The organism is Cohnella kolymensis (assembly GCF_000829465.1).
GTDB classification, from domain to species: Bacteria; Bacillota; Bacilli; order Paenibacillales; family Paenibacillaceae; genus Cohnella; species Cohnella kolymensis.
Genome location: NZ_JXAL01000001.1, coordinates 593138 through 619717, shown reverse-complemented (window position 1 = coordinate 619717; position 26580 = coordinate 593138). Strand labels below are relative to the sequence as shown.

The following is a 26580-nucleotide window of genomic DNA, read 5'->3' as shown; positions in this document are numbered from 1 at the left end:
CCTTCCCGGTCAGCGCGCCTGAAGCTGCGGCTGTCGAGAGGGGCTTTTCATTGTTTAATGATGTTTAGAAATTAGTTGAGCTTCGTGATCCGACCTTCAGTTTTAGCCGTAATCGAGGTATTTGCGAATTTCGTTTTCAGATACTCAATGGTAGCATCCAGATCAACAGGACCCGCTACACGGTTCGTGCCTTTGATCAGAACTTTGTAATCATCGCCGCCCGCTGCCATAAAGTCGTTTACGACAATGGTATAAGATTCATCGTCTTTGACCGGCGTGCCGTCGGCCTTCTTGATTTCCACAATTCTTTGGCCGGCAGGCTTACTGTCGTCATAGCTGTAAGTGAAGCCGGAAACCTGGCCGATTTTGGTTCTGGAAGTTGCCCATTGCTGGTTGAGCATTTCTTTAATTTGGGCCCCGGTAAGCGTCATTTTGATGAGCACATTACCGAAAGGCTGAATGCTGAACATGCTGCCATAAGTGACATTGCCTTCCGGCATGTCGTTGCGGATACCGCCGGAATTCATGAACGCGAAATCCGTTTTCATCGTCTCACGCATGCCGTCGGCAATCAGATTACCCAAAGCTGATTCGCCGGCAGGTGTAGCTGTGCGCGTGATTGCGGCATCTGTCTTGCCGACAGGTGCCTCCATCACAGCCTTATTTTGATCAGCGTACATTTTTACCATTTGCGTAATTTCAGCGTCCGGCGTGACACCTTCACGCTTTACGTCGACAACCTCGCTTTTCACGCTAACCACATCATGGGTGGCGCGATCAATGACCAGATCCACATCGGAGAAGGCAGTGCCGTAAGAGAAGGCCTCGATAACCAGCTTGCCGTCAATCTTTTTGTTCAAACCGCCATGATTGTGTCCTGCAAAGATAACATCTACTTCGTCGTCTACATTATTTGCGAGATCAATGGCTTCGCCCGTTGGAGCCTCGTTACTTCCTTCAAACGGGTCATGGGCCAGAACAACAATCGTTTCAATACCTTTTTCTTTCAGTTCAGCAACGGCTTTGTTAACCGCCGGAGCCTGCTCGGTAAAGGTAAGTCCCTTGATGCCGGCCGGGCTGACGATCGATGGTGTGCTGTTGGTGATTACACCGATGAAGCCGACCTTTACGCCGCCCACTTCTTGAATAACGTAAGGATCAAGGAACGTTTTGCCGCTCTCATCCACTAAGTTAGCCACTACATAAGGGAATTTAGCCCCTCCGAATTCCTTGCCGGTTTTTGGGTTTTTGCCTCCAAATATCAAACGTTTTGCTTCTACAGTGCCTTTATCAAATTCGTGGTTACCGAGCGTGCCTACATCAAAGCCCAGGCGGTTGAGGAAATCAATCGTCGGCTCATCCTGCAATAAAGCGGATACCGGAGCGCTTGCGCCGACTGCGTCGCCTGCATGAACGAGAAGGGTATTCTTGTTCGTTGCTTCGTGCTGTTTCAAATACGTGGCAAGATAATCGGCACCGCCGAACGTGGTCACTTTGCCGGCAGCATCCTTGACTGTTCTAACATAATCCAGCTGGCCGTGGAAATCGTTGATGCCCAAAAGTTGTACGGAGACATCGGTAATCAGCGTGTGCACAACTTTAGCGGCTTCGGCACGGGAGCTTACGCCCAGCGGTCTAAACTTACCGTCGGCACCGTTCATTACACCGCGGTCGGCAACCAGGTTAACGGATGCCTTAGCCCAAGCGCTGACAGTACCTTTGTCGCTGAAATCGGCTTCGGTACTTGTTTGAACTTTCTTGCCTGCTTTCACGTTCAGGGCATTATGGGCCATGATCGCCATTTCTTGACGAGTGATGGTTTTCGTCGGTGCGAACTGGCCTGGAGCCACGCCGTTCACCAAACCGTGCTCGGCAGCAGCAGCAACCGCTTCAGCGTACCAAGCGTTTGCAGGAACATCCTTGAAGCCGGAGTCCTTCGTGGAAGTCAATTGCAGTGCATTAACCAGAAGCTTAGCGAATTCAGCCCGCGTAATGTTGGCTGCAGGATCGAACTTGGTGTCCGTTTTGCCTGCAACGATCTGCTTGGCGACAAGCTCGCTGATCGCTGCATATGCCCAGTGTGTAGCCGGCACATCTGCAAATCCTTTAGGAGGCTCTGCAGGCTGCTGTGGCTGCTGAGGTGCAGCGGATTTGGTCAGATCAAGCGAGAAGATGCCGAAGCCTTTGTCGTCCATCTTGTCGAGATATTTAATGTTGTTGGTCGTCTTAGCATACTCTGCAGCTTTAGGTGAAGAGGTGAAAGTTACGTTCACATTGCCGTTAATCGGTGCGATTGACCAGTTGTTATCGATGGACGGATTAATTTCCTTATTGGTGGAAATGTAGTCCATCAGCACTTGACGGTTCTCGTCCGGAGAATCGATCACATATTTGCTTCCGAGTACTCCCGGGAAGTTACCGCCGCCTGCTGCACGATAGTTATTGGTAACAACGATGAATTCCTGGTTCAAATCAATCGGTTTGCCGTTGTACTGCAAGTTAATGATTCGGCTTGAATTCGCATCGTTAACCTTACCGTCCGGCAAGTATTTGGCCGGTTTCGTAACATCGACTTGGTAGGTGACACCGTCGATCACGTCGAAGTTAAATACTTGGAAGGATGGGTTAAGCAGCGCTTGCTCTTCCGTTTTATTCGGATCAATTTGATTGAACTTTCCTGCAGTCATTTCCAGCCATTCCTTGACAACAGAACCTTTAACCAGAATAGCCTTCAAGGTATTGTCATACAAATACAGGTCACCGGCGCTTTTAATCGCCAGAGGGCCTGTCTTGATCTCCGTAAATTCGTCCGGACCGTTGCGGCCTGCTTTGAAAGGCGCGCCTACGGAAAGGATCGGAGTATCTTTGTATTGCGGCAGATTAGCTTTAACATACTTCTCTACATACGACTTCTGAGCATTGGTTACGATTTGAATGGACGGATCGTCCTGTACCAATGCGAAATAGCTGTGAATCGGAGCGGTTGTTGTTCCGATCGGGCTGTTTGCATATTTGATGGTCGCTTCATGCTCGGCTTTAACCGCCGCTACTACTGCCGCATCCTCTTCATACAAAGATTTTTTGGCGGCTGAATCATAGATCGGTTTCGTAGAAGATTGAGAGGAGGCGAGTTTCCATTTGCCATCTACTTTCTCCAGCGTCAGATCGATAATGCCAACGTTGTTTCCGCCGTAGCCCGCTTGAACGGCAGGGACACCGTTAATCGTGCCTTTAACGTTGTCGACACCGGGAAGGACTTTGCCGTCCTTGTCTTTAAACAATACGTCAAGTGTCTTATCATTGCCGGTAGGGAATACCTTGTGGGTATGAGAGAAAGTGATCGCATCGATGCCGGCTACCTTGCTGAGAGGAAGCACAGCGTCTTCAGCGCTAGCATTCGCTTGAGCGGCGCCGTTAAAGCCCGTATGTGCAAGCGCAATAACGATATCCGCGCCTTCCGCTCTCATTTTAGGAACGAATTTCTCAGCTGTTGCGACAATGTCTTTAGTGATGACTTTGCCGTCGAGCCAGCTTTTGTCCCATTGGGTAATTTGAGGAGGAACAAAGCCGATAACACCGATTTTCAGCGTTTGCTCGGCACCGGACTCGTCCGTCACCTTCTTGCTGATGATTTCGTAAGGATCAAACCGGTTTTTGTCGTTATCAGGATTGCTGTCTTTGTCGTCAATGTACACGTTTGCGGTTACATAAGGGAATTTAGCACCTTTAAGAGCCTGGTCAAGAAAATCAAGTCCATAATTGAATTCATGGTTACCCAGCGTTGCAGCATCATAACCCAGTGGGTTCATAGCTTTATACACCGGATGAATTTCATCGGCTTTAAGCCGATCAATGTTAGCTTTGTACGTTCCGAGAGGTGTGCCTTGGATCAAGTCGCCGTTATCCACTAGGAAAGTATTTGTTGCTTCTGCCCGCGCAGCTTTGATAGCATTCGCCGTGCGTGCGAAGCCGACTGTGGGAGCGGCCGCATCCTTGTAATAATCGTACGACATAAGATTCGTATGGATGTCCGTCGTTTCCATGATGCGAAGCTTGACAGTGGAGCCGGGATCGGCCGCCGCAGCGAACATGCCGTTGAAAGGCAGAACAAGAAGACCCAATGTCAGTGACGAGACAATGAGCTTGCTTACAGATTTCTTATTCCCTAGCTTCATACTAAATTTCATCCTCCCAGAATTTTGGAATAAGTACATATCTATGATAAAACAGAAGTGTCATCGGCGTATATAGAATTTTTGGTATATTATACTTAATGACATAAATTATGTAATGGTAAAATAATGAAAGAGTGAGGCGGGCTGCTAGGATCTATTTGGGGGGTGCGCGTGTGGAACAGCTCACGCAGGAATTGTTCGAGCGGATGGGAATGCTCTTGATTCTCATGTTTATAATGACACGCATACCGCTGTTTCGAAACATATTGGATCAGGCGATCAATGTCCGTACCAGCTTCTCTTTTGCGGTATTGTTTGGAGTTGTAGGAATCGCGGGAACCTATGCCGGAGTAGTTGTAAGTCCGAGCCGGATGGATTCCTCTTTTTGGGTCGCTTCTCTCGCTCCGGATGAAGTCATGGCCCACTCTGCGCTCATCGGCGTTGTGATGGCCGGGTTGCTCGGAGGCGCCTTCGTGGGCGCGGGCGCCGGACTCATCACGGGCTTTCACGCTTATATGCTGCATGGTCTTTCCGATATTTCATATGCCGTTTCCACACCGTTAATCGGGATACTTGCAGGATTGGTCGCCCGGTTTTTTTATGAGGAACGAGTGATCGCCCCTATCAAGGCTATGTTTATAGGCGTGTTCGCTCCTATTTTACAAATGGGAATTCTACTTGTATTCACAACATCCTCCCCGACCTCTATCAATCTTGTTAATCAGGTTGGCGTACCGATGGTTATCACCAATAGCATCGGAATTGCAATATTCGTAGCTATGATTCGGGTTGCCTTAAGAGAGGAAGAACGGACGGCGGCGTTGGAAATCCAGCGGGCGCTCACCATTGCCGAGATGGTTCTCCCGCATCTGAAGGAAGGCTTGAGCTATCGAACGGCGGATGCCACGGCCTCCATTCTTATTCGAGAGCTGCAGGCTGACGCCGTGGGTGTCACGGACACGGAAAGAATTCTCGCTCATGCAGGCATCGGAACTTATAGACACGTTCCGGGAGAACCGCTCGTTACGGATTTATCCAAAAAAAGCGATCCGAACGGGCAAAATTCAAATTGCCACCCGCAGGGAACAGATTCAGCCTAACCATGAGGCATTGGGAGCGGCAATTATCGTACCGTTCAATCAATCCGGCAGGACGGCAGGCCTGATCAAGCTCTATTTCCGCAGCCCCAAGCAGATCCGGAAGGTGGAGGAGGAGTTTGCGCAGGGCTTCAGCAAGCTGATCTCAAGTCAATTAACGATCGCCGTTGCGGAGAAGCTGGAAGCTCTGATGAAGGACGCCGAGCTCCGGGTGCTGCAGGCGCAGATCAACCCTCATTTTTTGTTTAACACATTAAATGCCATAGTCACCTTAATCCGCATCGATCCGGATCACGGACGACTGCTGACTGTGAAGCTGGGACAATTCATGAGGATGAGCCTGAAAATGACGCAGTCGCCGCTTATCCCCTTGTATCAGGAAATGGAACATCTGAACACCTATATATCGATCATACAGACCCGTTTTTCCGATCAGCTGACTGTGGAATGTTCATTAGACTCCAATCTCGAGACCGTGCAAATTCCGCCTTCTACGCTGCAGCCGCTCGTGGAGAACAGCATCCAGCACGGGTTGAAGCAGAAATTAACCGGAGGCTGGGTGCGTATTCAATTGAAACGGGCAGAGCATTCGGTGGAAATTACAGTCGAGGATAACGGGACGGGCATTCCCTCCGAATATTTAGGTAAACTGGGCACGGTTCCGATGAAAGAGAGCTCAGGCACAGGTCTCGGGGTACATAATGTGAATCAGCGGCTCATCAGTCTTCTTGGCTCAGAAGCTTCGCTTACATTCGTGAACCGAAATGAAGGCGGTACGAAGGTCGCGTTTGCGATACCATTCGATAACGGGGGGAATTTTAAATGAAGCTTCGTGTCTTGATCGCGGAAGACGAACGGCTGGCAAGAGAAGAGCTCATTTATTTGCTCTCCAAGGAGCCGGACATTGTGGTGCTGCCTCCTGCGGCGAGCGGATTAGAGGCATTGGAGCTTGCGCTCCAGCATAAGCCGGATGCGATTTTCCTCGATGTCCAGATGCCGGAGATGGATGGTATTCAGGCGGCCCGCCGGCTGCACGAGATCCATCCGCGGCCGTTTATCGTTTTTACAACGGCATATGACCAGTACGCGCTGGAGGCTTTTCAGCTGGAGGCGGTGGATTACTTGCTGAAACCTTACGAAGAAGAGCGGCTCCATCAGACCTTGATTCGCATCCGGGGAAGGAAGACGGAGGCGGCCAAAGGACATTCGGCTAAATCGACCGTGGACGTTCCCGCTTTGAAAAGGAGCAAGCTGCTCATTGATGACGGCGGGCGAACGGTCGTGCTGGAGCCGGAATTTTTCCTCTATGCGGTCAAGGAGGAGAAGGTCACCCGGATCTTCATGGCCGACGGCCGCTCATATGGAACGAGGCAGACTCTTCAGGAGCTGGAGGAAAGACTGGGCGCCGCATTCTTCCGCCCGCATCGCAGCTATTTGGTGAATCTGGATTACATCAATGAGCTGGAGCCATGGTTCAACGGCGCGTACAACGCAGTCTGAAGGACAGCAGCCGCACCAAAATCCCCGTGTCCCGTATTGCGGCTCGCGATATGATCCGGTTATTGCAAGGACAATGATGTGCTCATAACATAAAAACATTTCAGGACTCTTTTTATGTATTTAAGGATACGAATCCGACATTTTGCACACAAAACCGCAGGAATGGGGTAAGGAAAAATTATAATTATTAAAAGCGCTTACATTTTACGTTGTAAGTTAGCGCCATTCCATATGACGGAGGGATCGTTTGTGCAAAAGAACCCGCAGACATATAGCGACATTGCCCGCTCGGAGCTTTTCCGCAAGCTGATGGACAGGAAAAAACGGTTTATCGTTCCACTCACTCTGTTCTTCCTGGCTTTTTACTTTACTCTGCCGGTCCTCACGGCTTTCTCGAACGCCTTGAACCAACCCGCTTTCGGGTCGGTTTCATGGGGCTGGGTTTTCGCGTTTGCCCAGTTCATCATGACATGGGTACTCTGCTACCTATATACGAAGAAAGCAAAAGAATTCGATTTGACTTGCGAGCAGATTAAGGAGCAGCTTACGCAAACAGAAAAGGGGCGGAATATTTCATGAGCACCGCATTCCTGCTTTTCCTCGTCATCGTTCTCGGTACACTCGTTATCACCTACTATGCTTCGAAAAAAACAAAAACGACTCATGAATTTTACGCAGCGGGAGGCGGGTTGACCGGTTGGCAGAACGGACTCGCCATAGCCGGGGACTACATGTCCGCCGCTTCATTCCTGGGTATCGCCGGGATGATCGCCTTGTTCGGCTTTGACGGCTTTTTCTACAGCATCGGATTTCTGGTGGCCTATCTCGTTGTGCTGTATCTGATTGCCGAGCCTCTCCGCAACCTGGGAAAATACACGATGGCCGACATGATCGCCGCCCGTTTCGATAACAAAAGGATTCGCGGTGTGGCAGCCATGAATTCAATCGTCATATCCATCTTCTATATGATTGCGCAGCTGGTAGGCGCAGGCGCCTTGATTTCGCTGCTTATTCCAAGCCTTGACTATACATCTTCCGTACTGATCGTCGGTGTTCTCATGACCGTCTATGTGGTGTTCGGCGGAATGACGGCAACGAGCTGGGTGCAAATCATCAAATGTGTGCTTCTTATCGCAGGTACGCTGATCATTTCACTGATCGTTTTTGCGAAGTTCGATTTCAACATCGGAACGATGTTCAGTGAAATGAAGAACGCAACCCCGCTGAAAGAAGCTTTCTTAAATCCGGGCAATAAGTTCACCAACGGACTCGATATGATTTCGTTAAATATGGCCCTGGTACTCGGCACGGCGGGACTGCCGCATATTCTGATCCGGTTTTTCACGGTTAAAGATGCGCCGACTGCAAGGCAATCCGTCGTGGTCGCGACATGGATCATCGGAATTTTCTACGTCATGACGCTGTTCCTCGGCTTCGGAGCCGCCGCTTTCGTAGGCGAGGCTGCAATCGTCAAAGCCAATGCCGCCGGCAATATGGCCGCGCCGCTACTTGCCCAATCTCTTGGCGGGGAATTCCTGTTCGCCTTTATTTCGGCGGTCGCATTCGCTACGATCCTTGCAGTGGTAGCGGGCTTGGTGCTTTCTGCCGCATCCGCATTCGCTCACGATTTCTATGGTCATATTCTCCGCAAAGGGAAAGCGCAGGAGCGGGAGCAGGTACGCATGGCCAAAATCGCTTCCGTTGGCGTCGCCATCATTTCAATCCTGCTGGCGTTGTTCGCTCAGAAGCTAAATGTGGCATTCCTTGTAGCCCTAGCCTTCGCCGTAGCGGCGAGCGCGAATCTGCCGGTGCTTCTGTTCACCGTGTTCTGGAAACGGTTCAATACATCCGGTGCCGTGACAGGAATGCTGGTCGGCTTGCTCAGTGCGCTTTTCCTTGTCGCCATCAGCCCGAACGTCTGGAATCCCGTAGCGGGCAAGGCGATACTCGTAGGGGAACCGCTGATCGCGCTCACGAATCCGGGAATCATATCCATTCCCCTCGGGTTCTTGGGAGCGTTCATCGGAACGTATTTATCTTCCAAGCAGGATCATGCCAAGTATGATGAAATTATGGTCAAAGCCAACACCGGTATTCGCGAGCTGGCACAATAGTTACAATGAGAATGACAAAACGGAGTGCAAACTGGCAGCAGTTTGCACTCCGTTTTATATTTATTTCGTGTCCCATAACGCGGACCAATTAAATGTGAGTTTATCTTTGTACGCTTATCAGACAACGTGAAATTTACTCAGGTAATTTTCTTTGTCTAAATCCTGGTCCATCGTTTCCTTTAATTTCATTAGAAACTCCTGCGGGTGCTCGGTGTTGTCGAAATAACGGATCATCCGGTTGTAGAATCTTCTAGGAAAAGCGAGATAGGAAAAAAATATACTCCACTCTTCGGGGACGATCGGTGCGGTGATTCGGGAGAGGTACGCAGTAAGGAATGTGTTCACAACAGCCGGATTCCATCGATAGGGGCTTGCGTGATATTGCAGCAATTGCGCCATGTCCATTACCCGTTCCGCGTACACCATCGTTTCAAAGTCGATGAACCAAATTCTGTTCCGGCTGTCGGTCAATATATTTTTATGATGCAATCCGCCGTGGCAGAGAACAGCAGCGTCAGGTGAAGTATGGATCAGCCGCTGCGGCGAGACCTTCTGCAAATGCATCAATGCCAAATAACAGCGGTAATTCAGAAAATCCAATATCATTTTTTCCATCGGGGTATTCAAAGGCCGCTGCTTCCATTGCCGGATTTTGGCGAGAGCCGCGGATAACATGTCCTTCCGTTTTCCCCATTCATATCGGTGACTTTCCTTAGGAGGGATCACTCCCTTGGCGGCATGATGGAAATCAGCCAGCGCCCGGCCGATATTTTGTAAATAAGGATAGCTTTCTTTGGGAACTTCGGGGTAATCGACCCATCTCTCCATAAAGAAAGCCTTATTTTCATGATAGATGAGATAGGTCCCTTCTGTAGTAAGTACAAACGCCGGTGTTCGTTCAAAGCCGTTATGCCTCACATGTTCCAAGAAATCCGCCACTAAGGGGAGATCGGGAAGTTCCTCCGCGTTTTTAAACCCAAAGGAACCGTAGGGTGTTCTGATTTTATATATGGCACGGACTTTCTCCAGCGATTGCACCGGCAGCCCATAGTGCCTCATTATGAGGGATCGGACGACTTCCGGCCCTTCGGTTACTTCAGCACGTACCATAGCGGTGACCCTGCGCGAGCTGACTCGTGTTCAGATATGCCTCAAAAGAAGCGAGCAAAGCCATGTATGGGGGATTCGGGTTCAAATCCGGCTTCATTTGGCGGAGAAGTGTCAGCGCCGTATCTCGACCGTATCCGAATCTTTGCATAAAAAGGGCAGTCAGAATAAACCCCAGCCGATTAATCCCCGCCGTATCATGAACGTAAATTACATTTCCGGTATCCAGCAGCCCGTTCATAAGTCGCGTTACAGAAATGACCCATTGTAAAGAAGGAGGCACCGGATCCAAAATCGGGGTCCATAAAAGTAAACGTCCTGTGAAATCAAAAGGAGGATGATCTTGTACGGTGCGGAGATTGACAACGGTGTTAACATTTAGTGCAATAAATCGCCATCCTTGTTGATCCAATTTTCCGCCTGCATACAGTCGATTCGGAATGACAGGGACAATAATCATGATCCGGACACCCCATTTCTAGGCCGTGGTTTATTCCATGTTATGTGGAGCACGGCCGTCCGGTTCAGTGATATAGCCTTGTTCGATTAAGTAACGGATGATCATGGATACAGCCTCTTCAGATGACAACTTGTCAGATTCGATTGTAATCTCCGGATTGCAGGATTCCTCGTAATAATGAATGGTGTCGGGGTATCTTTCGTATTTCATTTTATCGTCTCTCTGCAGACGAACATTAAGAGGGCATTTTAGATAAATTTCAACAAACGAAGGAATGTGAGTGCGAGCCTGTTTTCTCATTTCGTCAAATCTGCCCACCGAAGCAATCAGCACATTCACGTTATACTTGTACAGCAATTTTGCTATATAAATAAGATTGGTGCACTTTTGTTTTTGCCTGGTCGTCCAATCCGGGCTCAGATCTTTAGTCATGGAACGCGGAAGCTCATCGCTGTCTAAACGTTCAACCGGATATCCCATAGATTCGAGTTGCTTGGACACCAATCTGCTAATCGTCGTCTTGCCCGAGTTAGGAAGTCCGGTAAACCACAAAACCATCCCTTGGGTCATTTGCTTGCAGCTCCTTCCAGCATCTGATTCAGTATACTCAGGCGGAAGGAGAGGGAAGTGGACGGGTTACCCGTACCTGTGCAAACATGGGGCAATGCATCCTCCTTTTATGAAATAAATGCCCGCTCCTTGAGCAGATCAAGGATAAGCTGTAAGGCTTTCTGGGTCGTCACCCGGTTCGTTTGCAGCTTGAGATCCGGATTTTTGGGCTCCTCATAAAAATGAAAATAGGTTTTGTGGCTCTCATATTTGCCGGCGGTGTCTCTTTGCATCCGTTCTTCTAACGGGCATTCCAAATAGATTTCCAAATAGCGTGAAACCTCCCGTCTCAGTAACTCCCTCCAGCTGTTATACCTTCCTACGGAAGAAATGAGCACGTAATATCCGTTGTCAAAAAGCAGCTTGGAAAGGAAAGTTAGATTCTCGTTTTTCAGCTTCTGTTTTTCCTCCCAAGTTTGCGCCTCAGGCTTAATGATGCCATTAGGCAAAGTGTCGCTGTCCAATCGTATTACTTTGTACTGCCGTTGATTTAAGTCATCGTAAAGAAGCTTGCTTAATGTTGTTTTCCCTGATTTGGAATGACCGGTTAACCAAATGATCAGCCCGTGACTCATAAGAAAAACTCCTTTCCATAGAACCCTACAAAGGATACGTGCTGAGAAACCGCTCTTTTGCGTATTCCTGTTCGATCAGTTTCTTTAACTTTTTATCGTGCTTATCGGAAGACGCCTCATTGTCAAAATGCTTGTTCATGGCATTGTAGAGTCTTCTTGGAAATGCCAGATAGGAGAGAAAGTAACGGACTTCCGCCTTTGAAATGGGGGTTCCGTGATGCCTTTGGTAGCTGTTCAACAGCCGATGAACGACGGCTGAGTCCCATTCAAACGGGTAACCGTAGTAATGAATGAGTTGAGCTACATCCAGCATGCGCTCCGCGTAAACGAGCGATTCAAAATCGATAAACCAGATATTATTCCGGGAATCAACAAGTATATTCTCGTGGTGGGGACTGCCGTGGCATAAAGCCGGTATGACGGTTTGGGGATGAGCAGGAACGTCTTTAATATAAGAGTAAGCCAACCAACAGCGATAAGTTAAAAAACGGAGCGCTTGCTTATCGAAATCGGTAACGAGTGTCCCTTTTTGCAGCCAATTGTGCAGCTTAATATTGCCATCAAGCAGAAATGCGTGTCGTTTTCCATAGCCGTTTCTTGTACTGTTCGACCCTATGATGATTCGTTGCGAGGCGCGGTGAAAGCTTGCCAGCGCTTTGCCTAACAAGTCTTCATTATTTTTCCCGGCGGGAAGTTCGTCTCCTTCGATCCATTGATCCAGATAATAACTTTCCCCTTCAAAACTGACTTTTGTTTCTCCAGTCACCGTCGGAACCAGTTGAGGAATGAAAGGAAATCCATTCTGCCGGATCACCCGTAAGCAGCGAACAACAAAGTCAAGATCAGGAAGCTCTTCTGCGTTTTTGAAAGAATAAATGCCTTTGTCCATTAGGATCTTCAATATTCCACGTATCTTTTTGATTGAATGAACGGTTAGACCGTAGTGCTTAAAAATCATGTCTTTAACCTGATGTTTTTTTAATGCGACTTTTTGACTCCTGCACTCCGGCTCACTCATCTCATATGCTCCCGTCAATGTGAATAGAGAATGAATTAAATTAGCATATGTCTCCCTAGGCGAAAATGTTTTGCGCTTTATGAATTCCGCCGCGGCACAGTTGGCAATAATGGAAAGGACAAAATGGCATAGAAATTGGAGTGACGCACTTGGCAGAGCAGCTGCTTACCAACCAGACGTTTACCATAAAGTTGAACGGTGAGGACTTACCGGTACAGCAAGGACAAAGTATCCTCCAAGCCGCCGACGCAAACGGCAGTTACATTCCGCATATCTGCTACCACAAGCAGCTTGGGGCCATTCAGAGCTGCGACACTTGTATGGTTGAGGCGGATGGTCAGATCGTCCGCTCATGCGCGACCGAAGCTCGTCCCGGCATGCAGGTGAGCAGCCTGTCGGACCGGGCGAGAGCGGCACAATACGAGGCCATGCAGCGCATTTTAACGAACCACGAACTGTACTGCACCGTCTGTGATAACAACAACGGGAATTGTAAAGTGCACAATACCGCAGAGTATTTTGAAATCGAGCATCAAAAATATGAGTTCGTGCCGAAGCCCTACCCGGCGGACAATACGAATCCTTTCTACCGTTACGAACCGGACCAATGCATCCTTTGCGGGCGCTGTGTCGAAGCGTGCCAGGACGTTCAGGTGAACGAGACGCTAACGATTGATTGGTCGATGGAAAGACCGCGTGTCCTGTGGGACGGCGGCAGGCCGATTGACGAGTCCTCGTGCGTATCCTGCGGACATTGCATTAACGTCTGCCCTTGCAATGCATTGATGGAGAAGTCGATGCTCGGGGAAGCGGGCTTCCTGACCGCGATTCCGAATGATGTACTGCTGCCGATGATCGATTTGACCAAGGCGGTGGAGCCGGGATACAAAGAGATCTTCGCGATTTCGGAAGTGGAAGCGGCGATGCGGCAGACTCGGATCAACCGCACCAAGACCGTATGTACTTATTGCGGTGTAGGCTGCTCGTTCGAAGTGTGGACCAAGGATCGGAAGATCCTAAGGATCCAGCCGACCGAACATGCGCCGGTAAATGGAATTTCTACCTGCATCAAAGGGAAATTCGGCTGGGATTTCGTCAACGACGACGAGCGACTGAAGACCCCGCTCATCCGTCAGGGCGACAAGTTTGTGGAAGCGACCTGGGAGGAAGCTCTCAGTCTCGTCGCCAGCAAGCTCGGACAAATCAAAGAAGAACACGGTCCCGAGGCCATCGGTTATATCGCTTCGTCCAAGGCCAGCAATGAGGACAACTTTATTTTCCAAAAATTCGCCCGTGCCGTGATGGGATCCAACAATGTCGATAACTGCTCGCGCTATTGCCAATCACCTGCCACCGCCGGCTTGCTTCGTACGGTCGGAATCGGCGGCGATGCGGGAACGATTCGCGACATCGCTGCGAGCGATTTGGTCATGGTAATCGGCGCGAACCCTGAGGAATCTCATCCGGTGCTGGCGACACGCGTGAAGCGTGCGCACAAGCTGCATGGCCAGAAGCTGATTGTTATGGATATCCGCAAGCATCCTTTGGCCGAGCGTGCGGACGTGTTCATTCGCCCGGTGCCTGGCAGCGACATGATTTGGCTGATGGCCGTGACGAAATATATTATCGAGCAAGGCTGGCATGACCGGAAGTTCATCGACGAGCGCGTGAACGGATTCGATGAATATGTGAAGTCGCTTGATCGATATACCTTGGAGTATGCTGCCGACAAGTCGGGCGTGACCAGGGAGCAGCTGATCAAGCTCGCCGAAATGATCCATGAAGCCGGCTCTGTGTGCATCCTGTGGGCGATGGGCGTCACCCAGCATATTCATGGGACAGATACGAGCACGGCGATCTCCAATCTTCTGCTGATCACCGGTAACTACGGCCGTACCGGAACGGGAGCTTATCCTCTTCGTGGACATAACAACGTGCAAGGGGCATGCGATTTCGGCACAATGCCTGCTTGGTTCCCGGGGTATGAAGCAGTCCAGGACGAGAGTGTCCGCGCCCGGTATGAGAGGGCATGGGGAGTGTCGCTGCCTGCGGAACCGGGCCTTAACAACCACCAGATGGTGGAAGCGATCCACGACGGCAAGCTCAAGGCGATGTATCTGTTCGGCGAGGAAATGGCGCTGGTGGACTCCAACTCCAACCACGTCGAACATGCTTTCGAGAAGCTCGATTTCTTCGTGGTGCAGGACATTTTCTTCACCCGGACCGCCCGCTACGCGGATGTGGTCTTGCCGGCAGCGCCGAGTCTCGAGAAGGATGGAACATTCACGAATACGGAGCGCCGTATTCAGCGGTTCTACAAGGTATTCGAGCCGATCGGCCAGTCGAAGCCGGACTGGGAGATCATTCAACTGGTAGCCAACCGTCTGGGTGCGGACTGGAATTACACCCATCCCTCAGAGCTCATGGCGGAGGCTGCGAGCCTTGCGCCGATATTCGCGGGAGTAAGCTATGAACGTCTGGAGCAATGGGAAAGCTTGGTCTGGCCGGTCGCAGAGAATGGACAAGACACGCCTCTCCTTTACACCGAGCGTTTCGGGTTCGCGGACGGCAAAGCGAAGCTCGTGCCGGTCGAATGGAGAGAACCTTACCATCCCGGCAAGGAATATGATCTGCATTTGAACAACGGGCGTCTGCTCGAGCATTTCCACGAGGGCAACATGACGTACAGGTCGCCGGGGATCACGCACAAAGTACCGTCCGAATGGCTTGAAGTTTCTCCCGAGCTTGCTGAGGAACGCGGCTTGAAAACCGGTGCTGTGGTACGGCTCACTTCACCTTACGGCAACGTTAAAGTGCGTGTGGAAATTACGGATCGCGTTCACGGCAACGAGCTGTATCTAACGATGAACACGAGGGATGAAGAATCCGCGGTCAACCGTTTGACCAGCAGCTATCACGACTACATTACGCACACCCCTAACTACAAGGAAATGGACGTCAAGATGGAAATTCTGTCCCATGACGGTGAAGCGCCGCTGTCCCGCCATAACCCGCGGTTCGGTGATCCCATTTCACAAATCGGTGTCCGGGTAGAAGATAAGTGGAAAAGGGAAGATTACGTGCCGATTCCTGAAGCTATTCAAGGAGGGGACAACAATGGCCAGGCCCATCTCTGAAATAGAATTTACAGCGCACGATCCTGCGGTGTTGGAGGCGCAAGCTCTCGGAGAAATTCTGAGCGCAGTCGCCCAGCATAAAAAGCCGCTTATTCAGTTTATGGATATCGTCCATGAACTTCACAAATTCGGAATACTGGATGCGCTCGAAGCGCTCCTGAAAAACCGCCACCAGGTTGGTGTTATCGGGATTGCCCAGCTGAACGATTCGGGCATGCAGCACATCCTCAAGAACGTCATCTTGGCGACTCAGTTCTTAGGGAAAGTCGAACCGACAAGCCTGGACAACATGCTCAAAGGGGTTCTATCCGGAATGGAGCGGGCGGGCGGTCAGGTTGCCGATAGTAACAACAAGCCGGTCGGTATGTTCGGAATGATTAGAGCGATGGGGGACGAAGACGTACGGTCGGCCCTGGGGTTTATGCTCAACTTTCTGACGGGAATGGGCTCGCAAATCAAGCAAAACAACGCGCAAGCCCAGAACTCGCAAGGTCAGAAGGACGGGTCCGGAACTCACGGAACTCAGCATCAGCACGTGCATTGAGAATGGAAGGGTGCAGCTCATGCAGAAGAAGATAACTTGGACCGTTGACGGTTTAACCGACGAGGAATCCAGTAAAAAAATCGGTCACGCGCTGCAGGAGGTATGGGGAATCGTCTCTGTGGATGATTTCCATTTTCCGAGGAGCGAAGTGACGTTCACCTACGACGATGTTGCCGCAGCGCCGCGTGACTTTCGCGAATCGCTGAAGGAACATGGATTTGATACGAACGGGGGAAGCCTGATGACAAAGGTATGTGAAATTTGCGGTGTTGTTGAAGGCGAGGAAGAGGCGGAAGAAGCGTCCGATACGATGAGCCGCAGCATCCTTCACGTCTGCGACTCATGCCGGAGCAATTGGGCTCGTACGGAAGAGTAACCTGCCGGCCAAGCAGCCTGCATAGCGGTGGTTCGTATCTGCAACAGATATGTTTCGCCGCTATGCAGGATTTTTCTATTGCATAAAGGCCACGGCTGTGTAAAAATGTAAACGACTGACTAGTCAGTTTTAATTAACACACATGTCCGGAGGGAATCATGGCCAACAAGATTTATCTGTATGTCAAAGCATTGTCCGATTTGGGATCAAGAATGGAAATGATTGTACTTGGCGCACTCATCTTCGCCACAACCCAAAGTGTCGGATGGCTGTCCGCTTCGCTTGCGGTTTCCGTGCTTGGCGGAATGTTCTCCAGTCTGGTATCCGGCGTGGTGGCCGATCAGTACGACCGCAGGAAAATCATGATAGTCACCGACATACTGAGGGCCGGATTGATCCTGCTGCTGATCCCGTTTCCGGAGCCGGTCATGATTCTTGTCGTCCGATTTTTCATGGGCGTGTCCGGCAGTTTTTTCGAAGTCAGTTACAACGCAGAAGTGCCTCAAATATATGGAAAGCAGAACCTGCTCCGCACCAATGCCATTATTTCCAGGCTTGGCGCTGTGACCATGGTTTTCGGTTTCCTGGGCGGAGGATATCTTCAGCACTTGTTCGGTTATGAATCGGTCGTGCTGCTGGACTCGTTCTCTTTCCTCTTATCGATGCTGGTGCTGCTCAAGTTGCGTTGGGATCCTCACCGGAACTACAAAGAGAAAAGTTCCGGGCTGGCGATCCCTGCTCCTTGGCATCGCCTGCGCAAACAGCTTGACGACTTGCGGGAAGTCAAACAATACTTATGGGTTCGTCCCGCTCTGCTTCTTGTTTTCATGGTTTATGTCATCGATACATTCGGGTCCGGTTCGCATAATTTAGGTGTCCCCCTGCTCGCTGCCGAGATTGATGCAGACCGGCAGGCGCTGTTTTATGGCCTTATCTGGGCAGTGTGGGGGAGCGGCAATGTTCTGACGACTTATCTGCTCCCGCATATTGCTTGGCTCAGGGGCAATTTATACCGAGTGTATTTGTTATCCACCCCGTTTATGTCACTGGGATTCATAGCGATATTTCTCACGACGGAGCTTCCGTGGGTACTGACTGCAGCCTTCGTGACAGGTGTCTTCGACGCTTGCTCGGTGACGACCGCAACGACCCTTTTTCAAAAAAGCGACAATTGGATCCGAGGCAGGGTATTCGGCGTGTCTTTGTTTTTGAACAGAATAGGGTTCTTTTTCGGATTCATTGCCGCTCCGCTAGTCATGCAGATGTTGTCTCTTTCCCATATGGTGATGCTGTTCCATGGCATAGTCATAGCCATTGCCTCAGCTGCGGTTGTTATTTATCAACTCCAGTCAGGAAGCCCTAAATTTATGGATAGGAGTGTGAATCATGGATCGTTTAACGCAAATGATTAAGCAATTGTCGGAAGCGGATGGAGTACCAGGATTTGAAAAGGAAGTTAGACAGTTAATGGAGAGCATGCTGCAGCCGGTGTCGCAGGAGCTTCTGCACGATCGGCTCGGAAGTGTCGTCGGCAAAAAAACGGGATCGGCGGAAGGTCCGCGTGTGCTCGTGGCGGGTCATCTGGACGAAGTTGGCTTTATCGTATCGAACATTACGCCCAAAGGTTTTATACGATTTCATCAGTTAGGCGGCTGGTGGCCGCACAGCATTCTTTCGCAAAAAGTGAGAATCAAGACGCGTGAAGGCGACATTATCGGCATTATCGGCGCGAAAGCGCCCCATGTCCTTCAGCCGGACGACCGCAAAAAGGTGATGGAGCTCAAGGAGATGTTTATCGATGTCGGCGCTTCAAGCGCTGAAGAGGCGGAACAGATGGGCATCTACCCTGGGGATCCCATTGTGCCCGTGGCCGATTTCTTCACGATGAAGGGCGACCAGCTTTGGGCCGGCAAGGCTTTGGATAACCGGGCGGGCTGCGCGCTCAGCATTGAAGTGCTGAACCGGCTGCAGAACGACAATCATCCGAATGTCGTCTATGCCGGCGCAACCGTTCAAGAGGAAGTGGGCATTCGCGGAGCGAAGACGCTTGCCGCGCTGGTGCAGCCGGATATCGCGATCGCGGTCGATGTCTGTGTCTCCATGGACACGCCGGGCATCGAATCCGATCTATCGACCGCAAGTATGGACAAAGGTCCTGTCGTGACGTTGACCGACGCCTACCTGGTGCCGCACGTCGGCCTCCGCAACCTCATTTTGGATATCGCGAAGGAACTGCAGATTCCTATTCAAGTCGACGTGGCTCCCGGGGGCGGTACGGACGCTGGAAGCTTTCACACAAGCGGCATCGGCTGCCCTTCCATTGCACTCTGTTTCGCGACAAGGTATATTCATAGTCATAATGCGATCATGTCGCGGAAAGATTTTGAGCAGATGGCTTTATTGGTTACGGAACTCATTAAGCGTTTGGATGCCGCGCAGGTCAAACGTTTGCTTCAGTAGCGCCGTAGCAAGGGCCGGAGGGGAGCGGGCAATGTCACCCAAAGTATCGGATTCGTATAAAGAGGAGAAAAGGGCGGCTATTCTGGAGGGGGCCTTGCATTGTTTTACCGAGAAAGGTTACCAGGCCACAACGGTCGACGATATCGTACGCCACCTCGGCATGAGTAAAGGTGCGATTTACAATTACTTTTCCAGCAAAGAAGACATGTACATTCAGATGGCCGACGCGCGCATGAACACGATGGTCGACACGTTGACCGAGCAATTCAAACTGGTTCCGAGCGCTGCCGAAAAGCTTCGTCATTTATTCGCGAGATTTCATAGACAGTCGCTCGACGAGCTGCGCAAATGGCTGACTTTTCATATGGAGTTCTCCATCTATGCCGGGCGCCGGCCGGACTTGGCCGATTTCTTGTCTGAGTATATGGGCAAAGCGCTGGCACTGATCCAGAAAATCATGGAGGAAGGCAAACAAAGCGGCGAATTTCGGTCCGATCTGGACGCGAAGTCGGCCTCATACCTTTTCTGGGCGGTACGCGACGGTCTTGCACTTCACTTTATGATCGACGGCGAAGAAGCGGAGTACAAGTCCATCCTGAAGGACATGGAGACGATGGTGTTCCGCAACATTATGAAGCAGTAACGAGAAAAACCCACCGACCCTTTGCGGGCGGTGGGTTTTGGTTTGGTTACAACACCTTGGAAAGGAACAACTTCGTTCTTTCGTTCTGCGGATGATCGAACAACCGGTCCGGCGTGCCTTCCTCAACAATAGCCCCTTGATCCATAAAGATGACGCGGTCGCCAACCTCACGTGCGAATCCCATTTCATGCGTGACAACGACCATGGTCATGCCCTCGGAGGCTAATTGCTTCATGACGGCTAAAACCTCGCCGACCATCTCCGGATCGAGTGCCGATGTCGGTTCGTCGAACAGCATGATTTTCGGCTCCATTGCGAGCGCTCTTGCTATCGCTACCCGTTGCGCCTGCCCGCCGGACAAGGAGGCGGGATAGGCGTCCGCTTTATCTGTAACTCCGACTTTCCCGAGCAGCTCCATTGCTTTTGACGCGGCCTTTTCCTTGGATTGCTTACGCACCTGAATCGGAGCCAGCATGATGTTGTCCAGCACCTTCAGGTGGGGGAAAAGATTAAACTGCTGAAAAACCATACCGATTTCCGTGCGCACTTGGTTGATATCGGTATCTTTGGCTTTCAGGGATTTGTCATCGATAACAATGTCGCCGCTTTCAAAATTCTCCAGCAGGTTCAAGCACCGAAGCAGCGTTGATTTCCCTGACCCGGAAGGGCCAATGACGACTACCACTTCCCGAGGCTGAATTTCCAAGCTGATGTCCCGCAGCACATGCAGCTTGCCGAAGTGTTTGTTCACCTCATTCATTCTGATCAAAGCGCTCATGACGTCTGCAACCTCCGCTCGACGTAGTTCAGCAGCTTGCTGAAAGAGTAGGTCAGGACCAAGTAAATGAAGGCGGCAGTCAAATACGGCTCCCACACCGCGAGGTACTGTCCTTTAAATGCATCGGTCCAATACATCAGTTCTTGAGCGGCGATGATAGAAACCAACGAGGAATCTTTAATGAGAACAATAAACTCGTTGCCGAACGGGGGAATCATTCGTTTGATCGCTTGCGGCAGAATAATGAATCGCATCGTTTGAAAATGTGTCATGCCTAATGACCGGGCCGCCTCGGTCTGGCCTTTATCGATGGACTGGACACCCGCCCGATAGATTTCAGCGGTATAGGCCGCAGAATTCAAAGATAACGCTACAATGGCGGCGATCATGGCGTCTGTTTTACCGAGGATGACATAAACGATTCCGAAATGTACCAGTAGAATCTGAACAAGAAGGGGCGTTCCCCTGAAGAAATGAATATAGCCGCTCGCAAGGTATCTTGCCGCGAAGTTGGCCGATAGCTTCCCCCATGCCACAACAAGTCCGAGTGCTGATCCAATCACGATGGATGCGGCGGATATGGCGATGGTAACAAGTGCTCCTCTGAGAAGTAATGGCAAATAATCCGCGATGATTTCAAAACGAAAATCCATGGGGGACGCCCCTTCAGCAATTTAATTATTGTTGTTCTAGAAGTTTTGCCGTATCGGCATCTTTATTGAACCACTTTTTGTAAAGTTCGGCATACGTGCCGTTTTCCAATACTGTCTTAATTGCCGGATCCAGCTTAACTTTCAATTCGCTTCCTTTCGGGAGCATGATGCCGTAATACTCGGAACCGAAATTTTCAACATCGATGATGGAGACGAACTTCTTATCCGGGTTGTTGCGCACATATTCGGTAACAACCGCCATGTCGGCTACCACAGCATCGACGCCGCCTTGTTCGAGCTCCATGATCGCAACGGCGTTGCTGTCAAATTTTTTGATGTTTGCATTATCTTTGCTCGTAAGTTCCATCATGAGGATATCGGCTGTCGTAAGGCCTTGAACGCCGACTTTCTTGTCTTTCAGGTCCAAAGCGCTTTTGATCGGACTGCCTTCTTTGGTGAGGATCATGTTGGTGGATTCAAAATACGGTCTGGAGAAATCGTTTGTCTTTAGTCGGTCATCCGAGATGGTCACGCTTGAAATTGCGGCATCGTAATCTATACCTTTTTCTAGTGAAACGAGCAGCGTGTCCCAACCGACGTTCTTCAACTCATACTTCAGACCTGCTTCTTTCATTACCGCTTCCAAGAAATCGGCGTCAAACCCGGTAATCTTGTCTTTATCCATGAATTCCATCGGAGCGTACTGGGCATCCGTGGCGAATAAATACGTCTTATCGCCGCTGCCCTCGTTACTGGCGCCGCATCCCGCGAGCAGGCTAACCGTCAATACTGCGCAAAGCGCAAACCACAACCCCTTTTTCATCCTAACAACACTCCTTGTTTTTAATAGACATATTAAAATGGAAGAATTAACAATCAGTGTAGCAATAAATCGACAATCAGACAATAAATAGGTAGAATGAAAATCATTGTACTGGAAAAGGTAGGGTTGATAGTGATCGTTCACGGTATTTTGCTAGCTTTCGGCCTCATTCTCCCGCTCGGGGTTCAGAACATTTTCGTATTCAATCAAGGGGTGCTGGGGCGGCGTTACATGAATGCTGTTCCTGCCGCTTTCACCGCATCCGTCTGCGATACGCTGCTTATTATGGCATCTGTGTACGGGGTTTCAGTGGCCGTGCTCGCTTTCGATTGGGTGAGGTACATTTTAATAGTCGCAGGGGTTTTGTTTCTATTGTATGTGGGGTGGTCCGTGTGGAAGAACAGCGCCGCTGCCGAAAGGGCCGACTTGAGGGAAACGTTCCCGGCCGGCAAGCAAGTCGCTTTCGCGGCGATGGTCTCCCTGTTGAATCCTCATGCGATTCTCGACACGGTGGGAGTGATCGGCACAAGCTCGCTTCGTTATGAGGGCACCGAACGGCTGGCGTTCGCTTTAACTTGCGTCGCCGTCTCTTGGGTCTGGTTCTTCTCACTGGCTTTTGCGGGAAGAATGGCGGGCAGGCTTGATCAGTCCGGACGCGGGCTCACTTTGATGAACCGGGCTTCGGCGTTACTGATTTGGGGATCCGCCGCCTACCTTCTCTATTCGTTAACGGACTAAGTGCTTCCTTTATTTTGTAGCCGGCAAGCTGTCCTCCGGCGGTTTGAATCGGTCTTTGCTGAAGAAAAAATAGAACATGACGGCGATCAGCGTATAGACGACAGCAGTGACCGTAAAAGCATACGCATATCCGTAATAGGAGCCGTAGCGGGCGACCAGCCCGGTACTTACAGGTGCCGCCAAAAACCACCCCAGGTTAAAAACAGCTTCCCCGGTGCTTGATGCCAGACCGCGGAGGGAGCGGTGCACCAGGTTCATTTTGATGGAGTTCCAGAACGGAGTGGCTGCATTCATCAGCGCTTGCCTGAAAAGATAACCGGCGGACGCGAGATAGAAATTCATGCTGTAAGCCGTTATCAGCATAAAAGGGATGGAGCTGAGCTGGAGAACCATCAAGGACTTCGTTTCACCCAGCCTGCGGACGATCAGCGGACCGATCAGATAAGCGATCGCCGTTGCTCCTTGTCCTAAGGATACAATAATTCCGATGGCCGTCGTCGAAGAGTGGAAGCGGTCGGCAAAGTACACGTTCAAATAAGGAACCAGCATGCCGCCGGCTATCGAAGACATCAATCCCAGGACGGCAAACAGAAAAATAACCTGCATCGATGATTTATGGTTCTTCCACACCGTGCGCCAAGCAAACTCGGTTCGCGAGGTTTCTTTCTCTTTCCCCGCTGATTCGAATAACAGGACTGGTACGCTCCCCAATGCGGCTATGCCGATTCCGAGCAATAAGGTTATCCGCAAGCTCAGCACCTCGCTCAAGCCGCCCCACAAATGGAACATATCACTCAGAAGACCGCCTAACACACTGCCGATCACACTGGCACCCATCACAAGCGCCAAGTTGAAGCTGAACAGGTGGACCCGCTGATCGGGCGACGAATTTTCCGTCATGAAAGGCAAAAGGGGAACCGATACGAAAGCGAAAGACAAGCCGGTCATGAAGGCCGATACCAGCAGGCCGTGTTCAGCCGTGATCACGGATCGGGCAATCAAAGCGGCAACAACAAGAAAAATGCCGATCGAAACGATCCGCTTAGATCCGAACTTATCATTCATAAGCCCTGCCGGTACGAGAATAATCGCAGCGGCAAGCGTAGTCATCGCCACGATGTCGCCGACCATGGTCTGGCTGTAACCGAGCGCTTTTATGTACAAATTATAATCCAATGTAAAAATGCCCAGGCCGGTATTCCACAAAAAGTTAAACCAAAGAAACAACCGGATATTCCGGCTATATCCGCTCAGCTGGTGCTTCCATTCCTGTATAAAGCGCGTCATAGGCTACCGTTCCTTGTTGGCATGAATTGGTGTAATACTAGCGTAGCCGATTTTCGCTTAGGATGCCATGAAAAAGAACGCCGTTACATTTCCCCTTTTATGATAAACTTAATTGTAACCGTTTTCCTTTTGTTTCCTACTCTTATTGAGGGAGGCAAGTCTCGTGATGAGTGAATTGCAAGTCGGAACCACTGAATTAACGCCTAGTTACCGGGTTGATCTGCGAAACCCGACCAATGAGAGTCTTGATGAATTCATTAACGCCAATGTTGTGTCCGACTGGTCGCAGCTGACATGGAAGACCGTTGGAAAGCCGTATGAAGTGAAGTCTGTGGCGAGCTCAAAGCGGGAATGGGAACACCAGCACGGCGAAATGTCGGTCAAAGAGTCTTGGGAGTTTTTTAACCGTTCCTTTCATGAATGGTTTGTTAAGGATGTTCCGGCAGAGCTTTCGTCTTCCAAAAGAGAGCTGATGAAATATCTCTCCCGGTTTCAGCTCGGTGAAGTGAAGAAAGCGCTTGGTGAGACGGTTCGGTTGTCACTATGGAATTACGCTCATCGCATCGAAGACGGCATATGGGATCCGAGAGGCAAGCGCGCGCTTTTTGAAGGGCTGGACGTTCGGAAGCCTCGCATTCTTTTTCTCGGTGCGGCTGAAGGATATGAAGCGATGCAATTACACGCCATGTACCCTGAAGGGGAAGTCGTGATGGTGGATTATGATGACTTCTGCCGCACGGACCGCTTCGGACTTTTTCCCGACAGTTATCCTTTTCTGGGCACGAATCCCGCTTCCGGACTTCCAAAGGTGTGGCACAAAAATGAGATGAACATTGAGTATGTGATCAGTGATATACGGGATCTGCCTTTCGGCAAAGAGTTTGACATTGTCCTTAGCGTAGGTCTGCTCGAGCATTTCCCGGACGATTTCAAAGCAGAAGCTATGGACTGGCATAGAAAGTTTCTCAAGCCGGGCGGCTATGTCGTCATGACCACACCGAGGCTGCAGCTAAAATCGCGATTGTTCTACACGATCATGGCCGATGTAATGAACCATACCTATAGAGAGCTGATGGACATCAGACAAATGGGTTTATATGTTTACGAGGCGGGCTTCGACATTCTGCGGCATGGTTACATCAAGGTGCACAACGGGATTGTGGCTCAGCCCAGATAAATCAATTGGGAGGGAGGGAACCGTATGAAAATATTAATCCTTGGCGGTACGCGATTTATCGGTAAAACGATTGCTGAAACCGCGGTGGCGCACGGCCATGAGGTCACGCTTTTTAATCGCGGCAGTCGTCCGGACTTGTTTCCGGAGCTGGAGCAGCTCGTTGGAGACCGTGATGGGGGGCTCGATGCGCTTAAAGGGCGGACATGGGATGCTGTCGTCGACACGTGCGGTTACGTTCCCAGAATTGTGGAGCAGTCTGTCGAGCTGCTTAAGAATCAAGTCGGACATTATACCTTCATCTCAACAATAGACGTATATGACCATACGGTACCGGGAGAGATTGACGAAACGCATCCCGTCAAGGTGTGGGAAGATGAAAGCGTTGAAGACGTACAAGTCGCTTACGGTCCGATGAAAGCGCGCTGCGAGCAAATCGTACGGGATCATTTTCCGGGTAAAAGCTTGATCTCCAGATGCGGCCTGGTTGCTGGTCCTGGAGATCATACCGATCGGGTGACCTATTGGCCGTACCGCATCGCCCGTGGCGGGGAGGTTCTAGCGCCGGGCAATCCGGAGGCACCTGTCCAATTTATCGATGTGCGCGATTTGGCGGAGTGGATCTTGCGAATGGTGGAGCAAAGGCAGGACGGAACTTTCACCGCCACAGGCCCGGCAGCTCCCATTACGGTGCGCGGATTTCTTGAGCATTGCTTAGCTGCGATTCATAGTGATGCCCGTCTGACATGGGTGGATGATGAGTTTCTTCTCACTCATAAGGTGGGGCCTTGGATCGAAATGCCGTTGTGGATTCCAGAGCAAGAGGATTTAGGTTCCTTATTCTCGATTAACATAAGCAAGACATTAGAGATGGGCCTGAGTCATCGTCCGCTGAACGAAACGATCCTGGACATTTTGGAATGGCACCGTTCACGGTCCGACGATAATATGCTGAAAGCGGGATTAGCTGCAGAGAGAGAAGCTGAGCTGCTCAAACAATTCTCCAGCCGAATAGAAAAATAAGTCTCAAATCTCTTCTAGGGCTGCCGACGAATGCGTCGGCGGTCCTTTTTTGTTTCGCAGAGTCGCGCATTGTGTAAAAAAATGCTTTTTTGGCTTTAACAAACTTCTCAACACGCTGGGTAAGCAGGAGGGTTTTTCCGGGACTTTAGCGGCTAAAACCTGCGCAGACCGTTAAATTTACGGCGTCGGCCATGTCGTTTGTCCTGATTTAGTTTAAGCTCTCTTAACATTTACTTTGATAGAACGAAAACAATCTATTGATAAATTGATTAAGCAGTTCATCAGAGAG

The 26580-nt window shown here is 50.4% G+C and carries 24 protein-coding genes; 14 read left to right on the top strand and 10 right to left on the bottom strand.

The window, feature by feature from the left end; translation table 11 throughout:
- Nucleotides 1-71 precede the first annotated feature (71 nt).
- Nucleotides 72-4175 carry a bifunctional 2',3'-cyclic-nucleotide 2'-phosphodiesterase/3'-nucleotidase gene (locus SD71_RS22820; protein WP_082034005.1) on the bottom strand — a complete coding sequence of 1368 codons (4104 nt, stop codon included), beginning with the start codon at nucleotides 4173-4175 and terminating at the stop codon, nucleotides 72-74.
- Between the two features lie 173 nt (nucleotides 4176-4348).
- Between SD71_RS22820 and SD71_RS25780 the strand changes: the two genes are divergently transcribed.
- The 5 genes from SD71_RS25780 (at nucleotide 4349) to SD71_RS02930 (ending at nucleotide 8886) form a co-directional block, all read left to right on the top strand.
- On the top strand, nucleotides 4349-5275 hold the full coding sequence (locus SD71_RS25780) for a LytS/YhcK type 5TM receptor domain-containing protein (RefSeq protein WP_326998684.1): 927 nt from the start codon (nucleotides 4349-4351) through the stop codon (nucleotides 5273-5275).
- 187 nt (nucleotides 5276-5462) lie between these two features.
- Complete coding sequence (locus SD71_RS25775; RefSeq protein ID WP_326998691.1) at nucleotides 5463-6098, top strand: sensor histidine kinase; 636 nt, start codon at nucleotides 5463-5465, stop codon at nucleotides 6096-6098.
- Nucleotides 6095-6772: a LytR/AlgR family response regulator transcription factor gene (locus SD71_RS02940; protein WP_326998683.1), complete on the top strand. Its 678-nt coding sequence runs from the start codon at nucleotides 6095-6097 to the stop codon at nucleotides 6770-6772. Before SD71_RS25775 ends, SD71_RS02940 begins: the two co-directional genes overlap by 4 nt.
- A gap of 249 nt (nucleotides 6773-7021) precedes the next feature.
- On the top strand, nucleotides 7022-7351 hold the full coding sequence (locus SD71_RS02935; protein WP_041059206.1) for a DUF485 domain-containing protein: 330 nt from the start codon (nucleotides 7022-7024) through the stop codon (nucleotides 7349-7351).
- Complete coding sequence (locus SD71_RS02930) at nucleotides 7348-8886, top strand: solute symporter family protein (protein ID WP_041059201.1); 1539 nt, start codon at nucleotides 7348-7350, stop codon at nucleotides 8884-8886. The genes SD71_RS02935 and SD71_RS02930 overlap by 4 nt, the downstream gene beginning before the upstream one ends.
- 117 nt (nucleotides 8887-9003) lie before the next feature.
- Here the strand turns inward: SD71_RS02930 and SD71_RS02925 are convergent, their stop codons facing one another.
- The 5 genes from SD71_RS02925 to SD71_RS02905 all read right to left on the bottom strand — a co-directional run bounded on the left by SD71_RS02925 (nucleotide 9004) and on the right by SD71_RS02905 (nucleotide 12655).
- The gene (locus SD71_RS02925) at nucleotides 9004-9996 is read right to left on the bottom strand and encodes a phosphotransferase (RefSeq protein WP_041059198.1); all 993 of its coding nucleotides are present in this window, start codon (nucleotides 9994-9996) and stop codon (nucleotides 9004-9006) included.
- Complete coding sequence (locus SD71_RS02920; protein ID WP_041059195.1) at nucleotides 9983-10453, bottom strand: protein-tyrosine phosphatase family protein; 471 nt, start codon at nucleotides 10451-10453, stop codon at nucleotides 9983-9985. Before SD71_RS02920 ends, SD71_RS02925 begins: the two co-directional genes overlap by 14 nt.
- A gap of 30 nt (nucleotides 10454-10483) precedes the next feature.
- On the bottom strand, nucleotides 10484-11023 hold the full coding sequence (locus SD71_RS02915) for an adenylyl-sulfate kinase (protein ID WP_041059191.1): 540 nt from the start codon (nucleotides 11021-11023) through the stop codon (nucleotides 10484-10486).
- A gap of 107 nt (nucleotides 11024-11130) precedes the next feature.
- Nucleotides 11131-11637, bottom strand: coding sequence for an adenylyl-sulfate kinase (locus tag SD71_RS02910; protein ID WP_041059188.1), 507 nt, complete (start codon nucleotides 11635-11637; stop codon nucleotides 11131-11133).
- A 25-nt stretch (nucleotides 11638-11662) separates the two neighbouring features.
- Nucleotides 11663-12655 carry a phosphotransferase gene (locus SD71_RS02905; protein ID WP_041059184.1) on the bottom strand — a complete coding sequence of 331 codons (993 nt, stop codon included), beginning with the start codon at nucleotides 12653-12655 and terminating at the stop codon, nucleotides 11663-11665.
- A gap of 149 nt (nucleotides 12656-12804) precedes the next feature.
- Here SD71_RS02905 and fdhF point away from each other — a divergent pair, with 149 nt between their 5' ends.
- The 6 genes from fdhF (at nucleotide 12805) to SD71_RS02875 (ending at nucleotide 19815) form a co-directional block, all read left to right on the top strand.
- A complete protein-coding gene (gene fdhF / locus SD71_RS02900) occupies nucleotides 12805-15792 on the top strand; it encodes a formate dehydrogenase subunit alpha (RefSeq protein WP_235426963.1) in 2988 nt (995 codons plus the stop codon).
- On the top strand, nucleotides 15773-16336 hold the full coding sequence (locus tag SD71_RS02895; protein ID WP_041059181.1) for a DUF1641 domain-containing protein: 564 nt from the start codon (nucleotides 15773-15775) through the stop codon (nucleotides 16334-16336). Before fdhF ends, SD71_RS02895 begins: the two co-directional genes overlap by 20 nt.
- Before the next feature lie 19 nt (nucleotides 16337-16355).
- Complete coding sequence (locus SD71_RS02890) at nucleotides 16356-16712, top strand: heavy-metal-associated domain-containing protein (RefSeq protein WP_041059179.1); 357 nt, start codon at nucleotides 16356-16358, stop codon at nucleotides 16710-16712.
- Nucleotides 16713-16870: 158 nt separating this feature from the next.
- A complete protein-coding gene (locus SD71_RS02885) occupies nucleotides 16871-18124 on the top strand; it encodes an MFS transporter (protein ID WP_052475882.1) in 1254 nt (417 codons plus the stop codon).
- Complete coding sequence (locus tag SD71_RS02880; RefSeq protein ID WP_041059176.1) at nucleotides 18099-19172, top strand: M42 family metallopeptidase; 1074 nt, start codon at nucleotides 18099-18101, stop codon at nucleotides 19170-19172. Before SD71_RS02885 ends, SD71_RS02880 begins: the two co-directional genes overlap by 26 nt.
- A 31-nt stretch (nucleotides 19173-19203) precedes the next feature.
- A complete protein-coding gene (locus SD71_RS02875) occupies nucleotides 19204-19815 on the top strand; it encodes a TetR/AcrR family transcriptional regulator (RefSeq protein ID WP_041059174.1) in 612 nt (203 codons plus the stop codon).
- Between the two features lie 46 nt (nucleotides 19816-19861).
- Here the strand turns inward: SD71_RS02875 and SD71_RS02870 are convergent, their stop codons facing one another.
- From SD71_RS02870 to SD71_RS02860, 3 genes are read right to left on the bottom strand one after another with little or no spacing between them, the layout of a single operon-like run.
- On the bottom strand, nucleotides 19862-20593 hold the full coding sequence (locus SD71_RS02870; protein ID WP_407637508.1) for an amino acid ABC transporter ATP-binding protein: 732 nt from the start codon (nucleotides 20591-20593) through the stop codon (nucleotides 19862-19864).
- Nucleotides 20590-21246 carry an amino acid ABC transporter permease gene (locus SD71_RS02865; protein WP_041059172.1) on the bottom strand — a complete coding sequence of 219 codons (657 nt, stop codon included), beginning with the start codon at nucleotides 21244-21246 and terminating at the stop codon, nucleotides 20590-20592. The genes SD71_RS02870 and SD71_RS02865 overlap by 4 nt, the downstream gene beginning before the upstream one ends.
- Nucleotides 21247-21271: 25 nt before the next feature.
- The gene (locus SD71_RS02860; RefSeq protein WP_041059170.1) at nucleotides 21272-22069 is read right to left on the bottom strand and encodes a basic amino acid ABC transporter substrate-binding protein; all 798 of its coding nucleotides are present in this window, start codon (nucleotides 22067-22069) and stop codon (nucleotides 21272-21274) included.
- A 96-nt stretch (nucleotides 22070-22165) separates the two neighbouring features.
- Between SD71_RS02860 and SD71_RS02855 the strand changes: the two genes are divergently transcribed.
- Nucleotides 22166-22807, top strand: coding sequence for a LysE/ArgO family amino acid transporter (locus SD71_RS02855; RefSeq protein WP_052475881.1), 642 nt, complete (start codon nucleotides 22166-22168; stop codon nucleotides 22805-22807).
- A gap of 9 nt (nucleotides 22808-22816) precedes the next feature.
- Here the strand turns inward: SD71_RS02855 and SD71_RS02850 are convergent, their stop codons facing one another.
- Nucleotides 22817-24094 carry an MFS transporter gene (locus tag SD71_RS02850; RefSeq protein WP_041059167.1) on the bottom strand — a complete coding sequence of 426 codons (1278 nt, stop codon included), beginning with the start codon at nucleotides 24092-24094 and terminating at the stop codon, nucleotides 22817-22819.
- Nucleotides 24095-24260: 166 nt separating this feature from the next.
- Between SD71_RS02850 and SD71_RS02845 the strand changes: the two genes are divergently transcribed.
- Together SD71_RS02845 and SD71_RS02840 are read left to right on the top strand one after the other, a co-directional pair.
- Nucleotides 24261-25271 (top strand): class I SAM-dependent methyltransferase, encoded by a 1011-nt coding sequence (locus tag SD71_RS02845; RefSeq protein ID WP_041059164.1) that lies wholly within the window; start codon nucleotides 24261-24263, stop codon nucleotides 25269-25271.
- A 24-nt stretch (nucleotides 25272-25295) separates the two neighbouring features.
- Entirely contained in the window at nucleotides 25296-26291 is a 996-nt protein-coding gene (locus tag SD71_RS02840) for an NAD-dependent epimerase/dehydratase family protein (RefSeq protein ID WP_041059161.1), read from the top strand.
- The last annotated feature ends 289 nt before the right edge of the window (nucleotides 26292-26580 follow it).

Coding starts and splice junctions, on each gene's coding strand:
- SD71_RS22820 (WP_082034005.1), bottom strand. CDS start 4,175: ATGAAGCTAGGGAATAAGAAATCTGTAAGCAAGCTCATTGTCTCGTCA.
- SD71_RS25775 (WP_326998691.1), top strand. CDS start 5,463: ATGAAGGACGCCGAGCTCCGGGTGCTGCAGGCGCAGATCAACCCTCAT.
- SD71_RS02940 (WP_326998683.1), top strand. CDS start 6,095: ATGAAGCTTCGTGTCTTGATCGCGGAAGACGAACGGCTGGCAAGAGAA.
- SD71_RS02930 (WP_041059201.1), top strand. CDS start 7,348: ATGAGCACCGCATTCCTGCTTTTCCTCGTCATCGTTCTCGGTACACTC.
- SD71_RS02925 (WP_041059198.1), bottom strand. CDS start 9,996: ATGGTACGTGCTGAAGTAACCGAAGGGCCGGAAGTCGTCCGATCCCTC.
- SD71_RS02920 (WP_041059195.1), bottom strand. CDS start 10,453: ATGATTATTGTCCCTGTCATTCCGAATCGACTGTATGCAGGCGGAAAA.
- SD71_RS02915 (WP_041059191.1), bottom strand. CDS start 11,023: ATGACCCAAGGGATGGTTTTGTGGTTTACCGGACTTCCTAACTCGGGC.
- SD71_RS02910 (WP_041059188.1), bottom strand. CDS start 11,637: ATGAGTCACGGGCTGATCATTTGGTTAACCGGTCATTCCAAATCAGGG.
- SD71_RS02905 (WP_041059184.1), bottom strand. CDS start 12,655: ATGAGTGAGCCGGAGTGCAGGAGTCAAAAAGTCGCATTAAAAAAACAT.
- SD71_RS02895 (WP_041059181.1), top strand. CDS start 15,773: ATGGCCAGGCCCATCTCTGAAATAGAATTTACAGCGCACGATCCTGCG.
- SD71_RS02890 (WP_041059179.1), top strand. CDS start 16,356: ATGCAGAAGAAGATAACTTGGACCGTTGACGGTTTAACCGACGAGGAA.
- SD71_RS02885 (WP_052475882.1), top strand. CDS start 16,871: ATGGCCAACAAGATTTATCTGTATGTCAAAGCATTGTCCGATTTGGGA.
- SD71_RS02880 (WP_041059176.1), top strand. CDS start 18,099: ATGGATCGTTTAACGCAAATGATTAAGCAATTGTCGGAAGCGGATGGA.
- SD71_RS02875 (WP_041059174.1), top strand. CDS start 19,204: ATGTCACCCAAAGTATCGGATTCGTATAAAGAGGAGAAAAGGGCGGCT.
- SD71_RS02870 (WP_407637508.1), bottom strand. CDS start 20,593: ATGAGCGCTTTGATCAGAATGAATGAGGTGAACAAACACTTCGGCAAG.
- SD71_RS02865 (WP_041059172.1), bottom strand. CDS start 21,246: ATGGATTTTCGTTTTGAAATCATCGCGGATTATTTGCCATTACTTCTC.
- SD71_RS02860 (WP_041059170.1), bottom strand. CDS start 22,069: ATGAAAAAGGGGTTGTGGTTTGCGCTTTGCGCAGTATTGACGGTTAGC.
- SD71_RS02855 (WP_052475881.1), top strand. CDS start 22,166: ATGAAAATCATTGTACTGGAAAAGGTAGGGTTGATAGTGATCGTTCAC.
- SD71_RS02850 (WP_041059167.1), bottom strand. CDS start 24,094: ATGACGCGCTTTATACAGGAATGGAAGCACCAGCTGAGCGGATATAGC.
- SD71_RS02845 (WP_041059164.1), top strand. CDS start 24,261: ATGAGTGAATTGCAAGTCGGAACCACTGAATTAACGCCTAGTTACCGG.
- SD71_RS02840 (WP_041059161.1), top strand. CDS start 25,296: ATGAAAATATTAATCCTTGGCGGTACGCGATTTATCGGTAAAACGATT.